This is a genomic window from Tenacibaculum sp. IB213877, from assembly GCF_034043975.1.
Taxonomy (GTDB): domain Bacteria; phylum Bacteroidota; class Bacteroidia; order Flavobacteriales; family Flavobacteriaceae; genus Polaribacter.
In genome coordinates, this window is sequence record NZ_JAXCHH010000008.1 from 29661 (window position 1) to 43594 (window position 13934).

Here is a 13934-nt window from a genome sequence, read left to right on the forward strand (position 1 = left end):
AGTATCTTGCAAATTAAATTGAGTATATGAAATTTATTCACGAGGTAAGACACTTTTTTGAACGTCACGGATTTAATGTGTCCTCTCGGTTTGCAGACAGGTTGGGTATGCGAGCTACCAATGTACGTTTATTTTTTATTTATATATCTTTTGTAACCGTTGGTTTATCATTTGGTATATATCTTACTTTAGCTTTTTTATTACGATTAAAAGATATGATTTACACAAAACGAACTTCAGTATTTGATTTATAATGAACATTGTTTTACAATCTAGATTATACAAAGCTATTTTTTTTACAGCATTAACCTTATTTATAGGAATTGTAGGTTATGAGCTATTTTTTGGTTACTCTTTCATAGATGCACTTTACATGACCGTAATTACTGTTACTACAGTTGGTTTTGGAGAGTTGCATCCTTTTACGGTAGGAGAAAAAATTTTTACAGTAGGGTTAATTATTTCTAGTTTATTTACTTTTGGTTATGCAGTATCATCCTTTTCAGAATATTTAATAAGTGGTACATTTTTTTATCAATTAAAAATTAAAAAAGTGCAAAAACAAATTGAGCAATTAAACGGACATATAATTGTATGCGGATTCGGCAGAAACGGTAAGCAAGCCTTGACCAAATTAAAGAGTTATAAACGAGATGTAGTGGTGGTTGAAAAGGATAAAGAATTAATTAAAAAGTTAGATGCCGATAAAGTATTGAATATTGAAGGAGACGCTACGTCAGATGATGTTTTGCTGCGCGCTGGAATTGAAAATGCAAAGTATTTAATTACGGCATTAGCCTCAGATGCAGATAATTTATTTGTAGTGCTAACTGCCAATCAATTGAATAAAAACTGTAAAATTATTAGTAGGGCTTCTAAAGAAAGTTCCTATAAAAAATTAAAGTTTGCCGGAGCAGATAATGTAATTATGCCCGATAAATTAGGTGGTGCTCATATGGCATCTTTAGTAGTTACACCTGATGTTATAGAGTTTGTTGATAGGTTAACAATTTCTGGAGATACTACTACAAACTTAGAAGAAATAGCAGTGAATGATTTGCCTAAAGAGTACTTAAATAAAACCATTTTAGATTTAGATTTAAGAAGAAAAACAGGCTGTACCGTAATTGGGTTTAAAAATTCTGAACAAGATTATATTATTAATCCAGAAGCTTCTACCGAACTTACTAAAGATTCTAATTTAATTGTATTGGGTCGCCCAGAACAAATTAATAAACTACGAGAGATTTTTTAATGAAGAAAGTACTTATAACTGGTAGCAATGGGTTGTTAGGTCAGTCGTTATTAGATTTATTGCTTCCTGAGCATGAATATCAAATTTTTGCTTTATCAAAAGGAAAGAATCGATATCCAACAACCAAAGGATATAATTACTTTTCTATCGATTTAACAGATAAAAAGTCTCTTGATACACTCGTTAAGCAAATCCAACCTAATTTTATCATAAACACAGCGGCAATGACCAATGTAGATGCTTGTGAAGAGTTTAAAGAAGAGTGTGATAAGATTAATGTAGAATTAGTTCAAAACTTAGTAGATGTATCTAAAAAATTAGATTGTCACTTAATTCATATTTCAACCGATTTTATTTTTGACGGAAATGATGGTCCATATAAAGAAAATGATAAGGCTAATCCGTTAAGCTACTATGGGGTGTCTAAGTTAAAATCCGAAGAAATTATTCTTAACTCAGGAATAGATTATACTATTTTAAGAACTATTTTAGTGTACGGAAAAGTGCATGATATGAGTAGGAATAATATTGTACTTTGGGTAAAAAAATCATTAGAAGAAGGAAAAGAGTTAACTATTGTTGAAGATCAATATAGAATGCCAACGTATGTGGTTGATTTAGCATTGGCCTGTAAAAAAGCAATGGACGCTAAGGTGAAAGGAGTTTTTAATGTATCATCTAACACGTTGTTAAGTATTTATGAAATCGCACAACAAATTGCAGAAGTTTTTGAGTTAGATACATCTTTATTAAAACCAATTTCAACTCAAACTCTCAATCAAAAAGCAAAAAGACCAGCTAAAACAGGGTTTAATTTAGCTAAAACAGAAAAGGAACTAGGATTACACTTTAAATCTTTTAGAGAAGATTTACATAGATTTAAACAAAAGTTAAACTAAAATTCAGATTTAACAATAAAAAGTTGGCAAAAGGTCAGTTTTTTAAGATATTGCGCATCACTAATTCAAAAATAATTATTACATTATGAATAAAAAGCTACTTACGTTGCTATTTACTATAGCACCGATGTTGATGTTTGCACAAGAAAAAGGAATTGATCAAAAAATTGATGAATGGTTTAAACCTTTTTCTGATTTTTTTAGCAACGTTATCTTCTTTCAAATTGCAGGTACTCCTTTTGTATTGATCCTTTTAGTGGTGAGTGCAGCATTTTTTACCATCTATTTTGGATTTCCAAATATTCGTCATTTCTGGACGGCTATTAATGTTGTGAGAGGAAAGTATGAAGATATAGAAAAACATGGAGCTAAATTGTTATATGGAGAAGGAGGTATTGCTCAAGGAGTAGATATGAACGAGGTAGATGATATTGAAGAACATATTGAAAATATTGAAGAAATTCACAGTGATTTAGAAATAGACGGAGATATTAAAGATACAATTAGAGATGAAAGCTCTGATGGAGAGGTATCTCACTTCCAAGCGTTAGCAACAGCAGTATCAGGTACTGTAGGTAACGGTAATATTGCAGGAGTAGCATTAGCAATTGCTTTAGGAGGGCCTGGAGCAACTTTTTGGATGATTGTATGCGGTTTATTAGGAATGTCAACAAAATTTGTTGAATGTACTTTAGGTGTTCATTATCGTGATGTTGGTGAAGATGGAACAGTGTATGGTGGTCCTATGTACTACTTATCAAAAGGTTTAAAGGAGAAAGGTTATGGAATGTTAGGTAAAGTTGCTGCAGTTTTATTTGCTGTTTTTTGTATCGGAGGATCTTTTGGAGGAGGTAATGCTGCACAATCAAACCAAGCAACTGTTGTTATTAAAGAGTTATTTGGTTGGCAAAGTACAAGCGCAGGAGCTATCGTAGGTCTTGTATTAGCTGTTTTAGTAGGAATCATTATTATTGGAGGTATAAAAAGAATTGCTTCGGTTACCGAAAAAGTAGTGCCTTTTATGGCAGTATTATACATTGTAGCTTGTTTATATATCATTTTTGCAAACTTTAGCTTAATTGATGATGCAGTAAGTTTAATAGTTACAGAAGCTTTTAACCCGAAAGCAATAGGTGTTGGTGGTGTTATAGGTGTATTATTGGTAGGATTTAAAAGAGCGGCATTCTCTAATGAGGCAGGTGCAGGTTCTGCATCAATTGCTCACTCAGCTGTAAAAACCAAATATTCTGCTTCTGAAGGATTAGTGGCTTTATTAGAGCCTTTCATTGATACGGTTGTTATTTGTACCATGACAGCTTTAGTAATCATCATTTTTAACTTTGGAGGCGAGTTTAATTATGGAGGCGACGGGAGTGGTGCTGTATTTATTGATGGTGTAGCTTATGAAGGCGCCGGAATTACCTCAAAAGCATTTGCTAAATACATTCCATATTCAAACGTTTTCTTAACAATAGCGGTAGTATTATTTGCAGTTTCTACGATGATTTCTTGGTCTTACTACGGACTACAATCATGGAAATTCTTATTTGGTAGAGGTAAAAAAGCAGATTTAACGTATAAATTATTATTTTTAACTTTCGTAGTAATTGGTGCTGCGGCAAGTATGAAATCAATTTGGGATTTTTCAGATGCAATGATCTTTGCAATGGTATTCCCTAATATGGTTGGTTTATATTTATTGATGCCGGTTGTGAAAAAACAACTAAAGCGTTATTTAGAAGCCATCAATTTAAAAAAGGAAGCTATCGAATAAAATAGACAATATGAAAACATTAAAATCCCATTTCAGGTATACCAAAAGCCAACGAAATGGGATTTTGTTTTTAGTAATACTTATCATTCTTTTTCAATGTGTTTATGCTTTTGTTGATTTTTCTTCGGAAGAAAGAGTAGATACAAATAAGTATGAAATAACTTCATTTTTAAATGAAATAGATAGTTTAAAAGTAGTTGAAATTGAAAAAAGAAAACCTAAAATATATCCTTTTAATCCGAATTACATAACTGACTTTAAAGGATATCAATTAGGAATGTCAGTTGAAGAAATTGATAGACTTCTTATATATAGAAAACAAAATAAATGGATTAACTCTGCATCCGATTTTCAACAAGTAACAAAAGTGTCAGATAGTTTGTTGGCAAAACTTTCTTCGTATTTTAAATTCCCAGATTGGGTGGTGAAAAGAAACAAGCAAAAGAATAAGTCAAACAAATCAACATCATCTTTTCAAAAAGAATATTCAAAGAAAGAAATTTCCACAAATGATATCAATTTAGCAACGTCAGAAGATTTCAAAACAATTTACGGAATAGGAGATAAATTATCCGAAAGAATTATAAAATACAGAACAAAATTACAAGGTTTTACTTATGAAAACCAAGTAAATGAAGTTTGGGGTTTAGAGGCTAATATTGTAGATAAGTTGCTAAATATCTTCAAAATTCAAAATAAACCAATCATTAAAAAAGTGAATGTAAATACAGCTAGTTTTAAAGAAGTATTAAAAAATCCATATATAAATTACGAACTCTGTAAAAAAATATTTGACTATAGAGATGAAGTGGCTGAACTTCAAAACATAGATGAGTTAAAAAATATAGATGGTTTCCCAGTAGAAAAATACGATAGAATAGTCTTATATTTGGAAGCCAAATAACAAACAAACAACCAATTTTAACTTATGAATAGTATGTATTTTACCGAAGAGCATCAAGCTTTTCGTCAGAGTTTTAGAGACTTTTTACAAAAAGAAGTAGTTCCGCACATTGAAAAATGGGAAAAAACAGGAACTATTGATCGTTTTATATGGAAGAAGTTTGGAGAGATGGGATACTTCGGGTTAAACCAACCAGAAGAGTATGGAGGATTGAATCTTGACTTGTTTTACACCGTTATTTTCCTAGAAGAACTACAACGCATTAATTCTGGTGGATTTGCAGCTGCCATGTGGGCGCATGCTTATTTAGCCATGACACATGTTAATAAAGAAGGGGATGACAGAATTAAAAAAGAATACTTAACGCCAAGTATAGAAGGAGATAAAATAGGTTGTTTATGTATTACAGAACCTTTTGGAGGTAGTGATGTGGCAGGTATGCGTACCACTGCTATTAAAAAAGGAGATACTTATGTAATCAATGGATCAAAAACTTTTATTACTAATGGGGTGTATTCAGATTATTTAGTGGTTGCAGCCAAAACCAATCCAGAAGATAAGCATAAAGGAATGAGTATTTTTATTATAGATAGAGATACACCAGGAATTTCATCAACTAAATTAGATAAATTAGGTTGGAGAGCATCCGATACAGGTGAAATAGCTTTTGACAATGTGGTTATTCCTGCAGAAAATTTAATGGGAGAAGAGGGGAAAGGATTTCCATACATTATGCAACACTTTGCTTTAGAAAGATTGGTTATGGGTATTAATGCTCATGCGCGCGCAGAATACGCTGTTGAATACGCTTTACAATATATGAGTGAGCGTGAAGCGTTTGGTACAACCATCGATAAGTTTCAAGCACTACGCCATAAAATAGCAGAAATGGCAAGTAGAGTAGATATGTGTAAAGAGTATAACTATTCAATTGCTAAACGTTTAAATAATGGGCAATACGTAGTAAAAGAAGCAAGTATGAGTAAATTATTGTCGACTAAAATGGCTGACGAAGTAATTTATGATGCACTTCAAATGTTGGGGGGTTATGGGTATATGGAAGATTATCCGCTGGCACGCATGTTACGCGATAGTCGTTTAGGACCAATTGGTGGTGGTACTTCTGAAATCTTAAAAGAGATTATCGCAAAAATGATAATTGATAAGAAGGAATATAAGCCAGCTACATAAATTCATTTTTGCGAAAATGCGTTCTCGCATCGCAAAAATGATAATTGATAAGAAGGAATATAAGCCGGCTACATAAGATTTTTATAAATGATATTTTGTAAGAGCTTTCTTGATAAGGAGGCTCTTTTTTTTATTTAGTTGTCAAAAAAACACCTTAAAATTTATAATTAGTTTATGTTTTTGTGTTTTTTATTGAAATAACAATAAGTTATTAACACGAAATCGATTTCGTTTCTATATCGATTTCGTAGTTTGATTTTCTCTATTTAACTTACCGTGAATAAAATCAAACAAACCATGAAAACCCTTCAAAAATTAAGCGCCTTAATAGTCATTCTATATTTAGGCGTTGGTTGTTCTTCAGAAAAAACAGAAGATCAATTAAAAACTCAAACAGAAATTAACAAAAAAGAAGAGCAAGTAGCAGCACGTAGCGGATTAAAACCCATCGGATCAGGTGTTATGATGCAAGCCTTTTATTGGGATGTGCCAGCAGGCGGAACTTGGTGGCAAACAGTAGAAAGCAAAGTGCAAGATTGGAGTAATGCAGGTATAGATGCTATTTGGTTACCACCAGCTTCTAAAGCTCAAAACGGAGCTTTCTCAATGGGATATGATCCTTTTGATTATTATGATTTCGGCCAGTATAATCAAATGGGAAGCGTTGAAACACGTTTTGGTTCTAAAGCAGAACTTCAAAGTTTAATCACCGAAGCGCATACAGCACAGTTAAGTGTAATTGCAGATATTGTTATCAATCATAACAGTGGAGGAGATAGTGAAGTGAATCCGTTTACAGGTCAATCTAACTGGACTGACTTCAATCCGTTATCAGGAAAATTCTACCGAAGCTATAATGATTTCCATCCAAACGGTATTCACAATAATGATTCAGGTGCTTTTGGTGGCTTCCCAGATTTGTGTCACGATCAAGCTTATGTACAGGATTGGTTGTGGAAAGGAGCTGAAAGTGTTGCTAAGTATTATAAAAATGTAATGGGCTTTGACGGTTGGCGTTTTGACTATGTAAAAGGTTTCGAACCTTGGGTAGTGAAAGATTGGAAAAACGAAGTTGGTGGATTCTCAGTAGGAGAGTATTGGGATGGTAATGCAGCTACTTTAGATTGGTGGTCGGGTCAAGCAGAAGTAAGCGCATTCGATTTTGCATGTTATTATCGAATGAAAGATGCTTTTGAAGGAAATGATTTAAATCGTTTGAATGATGATATGTTATGGAAACGTAACTCAATGAAAGCAGTAACTTTTGTTACCAATCATGATACAGATGAAATTATTAACGGAAAAATGTTAGCCTATGCCTATATTTTAACACACGAAGGGTATCCAACCATATTTTATAGAGATTATGAAGAGTGGTTAAATAAAGAAAGATTAAACAATTTAATTTGGATACATAACAATTTAGCATCGGGTAGCACTTCAATTTTATATACAGATAATGATGAGTATATAGCAAAAAGAAACGGTTATAATAGCGCAGGAATTGTAGTGTATATTAATAATTCAAATTCATGGCAAGAGCGTTGGGTAGAAACCAATTGGTCAAACACAACTATAAAAGATTACACAGGTCACTCAAACTGGGAACCAGTTACACAATCTGGCAAATGGGTAAAAATTCAAGTACCACCAAAAAGTTATTCAGTTTGGGCGCCAAAATAATTTGGGCGTTCCGGTTTTATTTAAAAAATATTTACAAGTATAATCCCCAGACAAAGCTTTTAGCTTGTTTTTAGAAAACCCGATGAATAAAACCGTCGGGTTTTTCGTTATATCTTTTGCAAAGCAAAAGGATGCCACTACAACCCCTAACGCAAAAAAAACTAAAAAATAATAATTGTCCAATAAAAAGAAGTTTGTATCTTTGCAATCCGAAAAAATAAGAATTAATCATGTAATAAGCAGATCAGTGTCTGTTCATTACTTAAAATATAAAGATACTACAATGAAAGGAGGTGCAAAAACATGTTAATCATTCCAGTTAAAGAAGGAGAGAATATCGATAGAGCGTTAAAACGTTACAAGCGTAAATTTGATCGTACAAAAACTATGAGACAATTACGTGATCGTAAGCAGTTCACTAAGCCATCTGTAGCAAAAAGAGCTCAAAAGATTAAAGCATCTTACGTTCAAAGATTAAGAACTCAAGAAGAAATCGGATAGTAGATGTCTTCATCAAAATAAAAAATCCCATACAAGTTATTGTGTGGGATTTTTATTTGCACATCATTTTGTAAATTTGAGTTTTACTCATGTAACTTGTATATGTTAATTCAACAATTTCTTAATTACCTTCTATTAGAAAAAAATTATTCCAAACATACTGTATTGGCTTACCAAACAGATTTGATGGCTTTTAAAGATTTTTGCGAAGTTGAATTCGATCAAACAGATTTAGAAAATGTCCATTACAATCAAATACGAAGTTGGATTGTGAGCATGGTTAATCAAGGATTAACTAATAGAACTATCAACAGAAAAATTACTTCCTTAAAAACCTTTTATAAATTTTTACAAAAAACGGAAGTTATAAGTGTAAATCCATTACAAAAACATAAAGCATTAAAAGCCCAAAAGAATGTGCAAATACCATTCACTCAAAAAGAAGTAGATAAGGTAATTGAAGGTATTGAGGAAGATGATTTTGAGTCCGTAAGAAATAAATTAATTGTAGAGTTATTGTATTCAACAGGAATGCGTAGAGATGAGTTAATCAATATAAAAGAAAAAGATGTTGATCTTTACAATAAAACGATTAAGGTCTTAGGGAAAAGGAATAAAGAAAGGTTTGTGCCTTTGTTGCCTTCTGTTATTCAAACTCTTACAAAATACCTCGAATTTAAAAAAGAATATCCCTCAAAAGTAGAGGAACTTTTAGTAACAAAAAAAGGGTTAAAAATTTACGAAACACTTGTTTACAGAACAATAAATTTGTATTTTAGTCAGGTGTCTGTTAAAGTAAAAAAAAGTCCACATATACTTAGGCACACGTTTGCGACACATTTGCTAAACGAAGGCGCAGACTTAAATTCAGTTAAAGAATTACTAGGACATTCAAGTTTAGCATCAACTCAAGTTTATACTCACAATAATTTGAGTCAAATTAAAGATATGTTTAACAAAGCTCATCCTAGGAGCAACAAAAACGATTAACACTATGAAAGTATTCACTCAATCAGTAAACTTCAAAGCAGATGGAGATTTAATTAAGTTTATCGAAAAAAAAGTAGGAGGTTTAGAAAAATTTCACGACAAGATCGTAGATGCAGAAGTGTTTTTAAAAGTTCAAAAAACAAGTGATAAGGAGAACAAAATAACAGAAGTAAAAATTAATGTTCCCGGTGATGAAATGATTGTTAAAAAAGTAGCAAAAACCTTTGAAGAGGGTATAAGTGTTGGCGTAGAATCCTTAAAGCGACAATTAAGAAAATCAAAAGAAAAACACAAAGATTCCTTAGTGTCGTAAAAAGATTAAAAAATAATTAAAAAAAGTTTTAGAAATTAAAAATTACTTTTTACATTTGCAGTCCGTTAGAAATAGCGGATTGTTTTTTTATAACAATAGCCGATATAGCTCAGCTGGCTAGAGCAGCTGATTTGTAATCAGCAGGTCGTGGGTTCGAGTCCCTCTATCGGCTCAAAAAGAACAAGTTCTTTAAAATATTTTAAGGTTTATGGGGAGATTCCAGAGCGGCCAAATGGGACGGACTGTAACTCCGTTGTCTTACGACTTCGCAGGTTCGAATCCTGCTCTCCCCACAAAATCCTTAAAAAATGCGGGAGTAGCTCAGTTGGTAGAGCGTCAGCCTTCCAAGCTGAATGTCGCCGGTTCGAACCCGGTCTCCCGCTCAAAACTGTTGCCGACATAGCTCAGTTGGTAGAGCGCATCCTTGGTAGGGATGAGGTCACGGGTTCAAATCCCGTTGTTGGCTCTATTTTAGAGTTTATTTAAGAGTTTAAAATAACACTAAATATATTTAACTAAGAATTAAAATTTATAATCATGGCAAAAGGAACTTATGATCGTTCGAAACCACACTTAAACGTTGGTACTATCGGGCACGTAGATCACGGTAAAACTACTTTAACTGCAGCTATTACTAAAGTTTTAGCTGATGCTGGATATTCAGAAGCTAGAGCTTTTGATCAAATTGATAACGCTCCAGAAGAAAAAGAAAGAGGTATTACAATTAACTCTTCTCACGTAGAGTATGCAACTCAGAACCGTCACTATGCACACGTTGACTGTCCAGGTCACGCGGATTATGTAAAGAACATGGTAACTGGTGCTGCACAAATGGATGGAGCTATCTTAGTAGTTGCTGCTACAGATGGTCCAATGCCACAAACTCGTGAGCACATCTTATTAGGTCGTCAGGTTGGTATTCCACGTATCGTTGTTTTCTTAAACAAAGTTGATATGGTTGACGATGAGGAGTTATTAGAATTAGTAGAAATGGAAGTAAGAGACTTATTATCTTTCTATGAGTATGATGGAGATAATGGTCCTGTAATTAAAGGTTCTGCTTTAGGAGCTTTAAACGGTGAGCAAAAATGGGTTGATACAGTTTTAGAATTAATGGAAGCTGTTGATGCTTGGATTGAAGAGCCACCAAGAGATACTGATAAGCCATTCTTAATGCCAATCGAGGATGTATTCTCTATTACTGGTCGTGGTACTGTAGCAACTGGTCGTATCGAAACTGGAGTTATCAATTCTGGAGATCCTGTAGAGATCATCGGTATGGGTGCTGAGAAGTTAACTTCTACAGTAACTGGTATTGAAATGTTCCGTCAAATCTTAAACAGAGGTGAGGCTGGAGATAACGCAGGTATCTTATTAAGAGGTATTGAAAAAACTCAGATTAAGAGAGGTATGGTAATCGTTAAGCCAGGTTCTGTAACTCCACACGCTAAGTTCAAAGCTGAGGTATATATCTTAAAGAAAGAAGAAGGTGGTCGTCACACGCCATTCCATAATAACTACCGTCCACAGTTCTACGTACGTACAACTGACGTAACTGGTAACATTAACTTACCTGATGGAGTAGAAATGGTAATGCCAGGTGATAACTTAACTATCACAGTAGACTTAATCCAGCCAATTGCATTAAACTTAGGTTTACAGTTCGCTATCCGTGAAGGAGGTAGAACAGTTGGAGCTGGTCAGGTAACTGAAATTTTAGACTAATTATAGTTTAATTATAATAAATTTTAAGGGTGTCTCGATTCATTCGAGACGCCTTTATAAATGAATAAACGGGTTTAGCTCAGTTGGTAGAGCACTGGTCTCCAAAACCAGGTGTCGGGAGTTCGAGTCTCTCAACCCGTGCAAATAATAAAATAATGGGCAACTTTATACAATATATCAAAGATTCTTTTGAAGAATTAAATACAAATATGACTTGGATTTCTCGTGAAGAAGCACAAAAGTCTACTATAGTTGTAGCTGTATTTACTATTTTATTTGCTTTAGCAGTAGCGGCGATAGATAAAGTTTTTCAAACAGGTTTAGATAACTTCTTTAAAATGTTTTAATGATGGCTGATTCGGTGATGAAATGGTATGTTGTGAGAGCAATCGGAGGTCAAGAGAATAAAGTTAAAAACTACATTGAAACTGAAATCTCTCGTTTAGGATTATCTGATTATGTAAGTCAGGTAATTGTGCCAACAGAGAAAGTTGTTCAAATAAGAAACGGTAAGAAAATAAATAGAGAAAGAGTTTATTTTCCTGGTTATATTATGGTTGAAGCAAATTTGGCAGGTGAAGTGCCTCACGTAATCAAATCAGTAACAGGTGTTATTGGTTTTTTAGGTGAAACAAAAGGAGGAGATCCTGTGCCAATGCGTAAATCAGAAGTTAACAGAATGTTAGGTAAAGTTGATGAGCTTTCTGTTAAAGATGAAAATGTTGCAATTCCTTATACAGTAGGAGAAACTGTAAAAGTTATTGATGGACCCTTCAATGGTTTTGATGGTACTATTGAAAAGGTAAATGAAGAAAAACGTAAGCTTGAAGTAATGGTGAAAATTTTCGGAAGAAAAACACCATTAGAATTAAGTTACATGCAAGTAGAGAAAATATAATTGTTACAACTAATATATTTTGAAAAAGATATGTTTTTAGCTTCCAATTTTAAACATATCATTAAATTTTAAACAATGGCAAAAGAAGTAAGTAAGTTAGTTAAACTACAAGTTAGGGGAGGTGCTGCGAATCCATCGCCACCAGTTGGACCCGCTTTAGGTGCTGCCGGTGTTAATATCATGGAGTTCTGTAAGCAATTTAATGCTCGTACACAGGACAGTCAAGGTAAAGTTTTACCAGTTGTTATTACAGTTTATACAGACAAGTCATTTGAATTTGTTGTAAAAACACCACCAGCTGCAGTACAATTATTAGAAGCGGCCAAAGTTAAAAAAGGTTCTGGAGAACCAAACAGAAAAAAAGTAGCAAGTGTTACTTGGGATCAAATAAAAACTATTGCAGAAGATAAAATGGCAGATTTAAATGCCTTTGAAATTGAATCAGCAATGAAAATGATTGCAGGAACAGCTCGCTCTATGGGATTAACAGTAACAGGTGATGCTCCTGCTTAAACTTAAAAGAGATTCGAAATGGCAAAATTAACAAAAAAGCAAAAAGAAGCTCGTGCTAAAATTGATAGCTCAAAAGTTTATAATTTAGGAGAAGCATCAGCTTTAGTAAAAGAGATAACAAACGTAAAATTTGATGCATCTGTAGATTTAGCAGTGCGTTTAGGAGTAGATCCTCGTAAAGCAAATCAAATGGTACGTGGAGTGGTAACTTTACCACACGGAACAGGTAAAGATGTAAAAGTATTAGCATTAGTTACTCCAGATAAAGAAGCAGAAGCTAAAGAGGCTGGCGCAGATTATGTTGGGTTAGATGAATACCTTCAAAAAATTAAAGGAGGTTGGACTGATGTTGATGTTATTATTACAATGCCTTCAGTAATGGGTAAATTAGGTCCTTTAGGACGTGTATTAGGTCCAAGAGGTTTAATGCCTAACCCAAAAACTGGTACAGTAACTATGGAGGTAGGTAAAGCAGTACAAGAAGTAAAAGCTGGTAAAATTGATTTTAAAGTTGATAAAACTGGTATTGTACATGCAGCAATAGGAAAAGCGTCTTTCGATGCAAGTAAGCTTGAAGAAAACGCTAATGAATTAGTTCAAACACTTATTAAATTAAAGCCAACAGCGGCAAAAGGTACTTATATTAAAAGCATTTTTATGTCTTCAACCATGAGTCCTTCTGTTCCTGTAGATGTAAAATCTGTATCATAAGGCAGTTAAAACTTTTCAATTATGACTAGAGAAGAAAAATCACAAGTAATTCAAGATTTAACAGCGCAATTGGCAGATACTAATGTAGTCTATTTAGCAGATATTTCTGGACTAGATGCAGGTACCACATCAAATTTACGTAGAGCTTGTTTTAAAGCAAACGTACAATTGGCTGTAGTGAAGAATACATTGTTAGAAAAAGCAATGGAGGCTTCTGATAAAGATTTTGGAGAATTACCAAGCACATTAAAAGGTAATACTTCTTTAATGATTGCTGAAGCAAGTAATGCACCTGCTAAAGTAATTAAAGAGTTCAGAAAAAAGTCTAAAGATAGACCATTATTAAAAGGAGCATTCGTAGAAGAAGCTATCTATATTGGTGATGATCAATTAGACGCACTTGTTAACATCAAGTCTCGTGAAGAACTTATTGGAGATATTATTATGTTATTACAATCACCAGCTAAAAACGTTGTTTCTGGTTTAAAATCAGGTGGAGGTAAATTAGCAGGTATCTTAAAAACATTATCAGAAAAATAATTAAGCGCACTAATAAACTAAATAATAAAATTTTTAA

16 protein-coding genes and 5 tRNA genes are annotated in these 13934 nt (G+C 33.3%); all 21 read left to right on the forward strand.

All coding sequences use genetic code 11. The features are described from left to right. Positions 1-26: 26 nt before the first annotated feature. The 21 genes from SLH33_RS09535 (at position 27) to rplJ (ending at position 13897) form a co-directional block, all read left to right on the forward strand. Positions 27-254, forward strand: coding sequence for a PspC domain-containing protein (locus SLH33_RS09535; protein ID WP_320418867.1), 228 nt, complete (start codon positions 27-29; stop codon positions 252-254). Then, positions 254-1255 (forward strand): potassium channel protein, encoded by a 1002-nt coding sequence (locus tag SLH33_RS09540; RefSeq protein WP_320418868.1) that lies wholly within the window; start codon positions 254-256, stop codon positions 1253-1255. Before SLH33_RS09535 ends, SLH33_RS09540 begins: the two co-directional genes overlap by 1 nt. Next, a complete protein-coding gene (gene rfbD, locus SLH33_RS09545; RefSeq protein ID WP_320418869.1) occupies positions 1255-2154 on the forward strand; it encodes a dTDP-4-dehydrorhamnose reductase in 900 nt (299 codons plus the stop codon). The genes SLH33_RS09540 and rfbD overlap by 1 nt, the downstream gene beginning before the upstream one ends. A gap of 85 nt (positions 2155-2239) precedes the next feature. Further along, positions 2240-3928 (forward strand): alanine/glycine:cation symporter family protein, encoded by a 1689-nt coding sequence (locus tag SLH33_RS09550; protein ID WP_320418870.1) that lies wholly within the window; start codon positions 2240-2242, stop codon positions 3926-3928. Between the two features lie 10 nt (positions 3929-3938). Next, on the forward strand, positions 3939-4832 hold the full coding sequence (locus SLH33_RS09555) for a helix-hairpin-helix domain-containing protein (RefSeq protein WP_320418871.1): 894 nt from the start codon (positions 3939-3941) through the stop codon (positions 4830-4832). Positions 4833-4856: 24 nt separating this feature from the next. After that, positions 4857-6023 carry an acyl-CoA dehydrogenase family protein gene (locus SLH33_RS09560; protein WP_320418872.1) on the forward strand — a complete coding sequence of 389 codons (1167 nt, stop codon included), beginning with the start codon at positions 4857-4859 and terminating at the stop codon, positions 6021-6023. Between the two features lie 297 nt (positions 6024-6320). Then, positions 6321-7706 carry an alpha-amylase gene (locus SLH33_RS09565; RefSeq protein ID WP_320418873.1) on the forward strand — a complete coding sequence of 462 codons (1386 nt, stop codon included), beginning with the start codon at positions 6321-6323 and terminating at the stop codon, positions 7704-7706. A gap of 303 nt (positions 7707-8009) precedes the next feature. Next, positions 8010-8207 carry a 30S ribosomal protein S21 gene (gene rpsU, locus SLH33_RS09570; protein WP_320418874.1) on the forward strand — a complete coding sequence of 66 codons (198 nt, stop codon included), beginning with the start codon at positions 8010-8012 and terminating at the stop codon, positions 8205-8207. A 102-nt stretch (positions 8208-8309) separates the two neighbouring features. After that, the gene (locus tag SLH33_RS09575; protein ID WP_320418875.1) at positions 8310-9197 is read left to right on the forward strand and encodes a tyrosine-type recombinase/integrase; all 888 of its coding nucleotides are present in this window, start codon (positions 8310-8312) and stop codon (positions 9195-9197) included. Between the two features lie 4 nt (positions 9198-9201). After that, positions 9202-9510 carry an HPF/RaiA family ribosome-associated protein gene (locus tag SLH33_RS09580; RefSeq protein WP_320418876.1) on the forward strand — a complete coding sequence of 103 codons (309 nt, stop codon included), beginning with the start codon at positions 9202-9204 and terminating at the stop codon, positions 9508-9510. A gap of 98 nt (positions 9511-9608) precedes the next feature. Beyond that, a tRNA-Thr gene (locus tag SLH33_RS09585) sits at positions 9609-9682 on the forward strand. A 38-nt stretch (positions 9683-9720) separates the two neighbouring features. Further along, positions 9721-9803 (forward strand) — tRNA-Tyr (locus SLH33_RS09590). 17 nt (positions 9804-9820) lie between these two features. Further along, positions 9821-9893, forward strand: a tRNA-Gly gene (locus SLH33_RS09595). Between the two features lie 10 nt (positions 9894-9903). Next, positions 9904-9976: transfer RNA gene (locus SLH33_RS09600), tRNA-Thr, on the forward strand. Between the two features lie 71 nt (positions 9977-10047). Next, on the forward strand, positions 10048-11235 hold the full coding sequence (tuf, locus tag SLH33_RS09605) for an elongation factor Tu (RefSeq protein ID WP_320418877.1): 1188 nt from the start codon (positions 10048-10050) through the stop codon (positions 11233-11235). A gap of 68 nt (positions 11236-11303) precedes the next feature. Next, positions 11304-11376: transfer RNA gene (locus tag SLH33_RS09610), tRNA-Trp, on the forward strand. A gap of 14 nt (positions 11377-11390) precedes the next feature. Beyond that, on the forward strand, positions 11391-11582 hold the full coding sequence (gene secE / locus SLH33_RS09615) for a preprotein translocase subunit SecE (protein ID WP_320418878.1): 192 nt from the start codon (positions 11391-11393) through the stop codon (positions 11580-11582). Positions 11583-11584: 2 nt separating this feature from the next. Further along, a complete protein-coding gene (gene nusG, locus SLH33_RS09620; RefSeq protein ID WP_320419001.1) occupies positions 11585-12133 on the forward strand; it encodes a transcription termination/antitermination protein NusG in 549 nt (182 codons plus the stop codon). Between the two features lie 75 nt (positions 12134-12208). Beyond that, complete coding sequence (rplK, locus tag SLH33_RS09625; protein ID WP_320418879.1) at positions 12209-12646, forward strand: 50S ribosomal protein L11; 438 nt, start codon at positions 12209-12211, stop codon at positions 12644-12646. Positions 12647-12664: 18 nt separating this feature from the next. After that, entirely contained in the window at positions 12665-13357 is a 693-nt protein-coding gene (gene rplA / locus SLH33_RS09630; protein WP_320418880.1) for a 50S ribosomal protein L1, read from the forward strand. Positions 13358-13378: 21 nt separating this feature from the next. Continuing rightward, complete coding sequence (rplJ, locus tag SLH33_RS09635; protein WP_320418881.1) at positions 13379-13897, forward strand: 50S ribosomal protein L10; 519 nt, start codon at positions 13379-13381, stop codon at positions 13895-13897. Positions 13898-13934 lie beyond the last annotated feature (37 nt).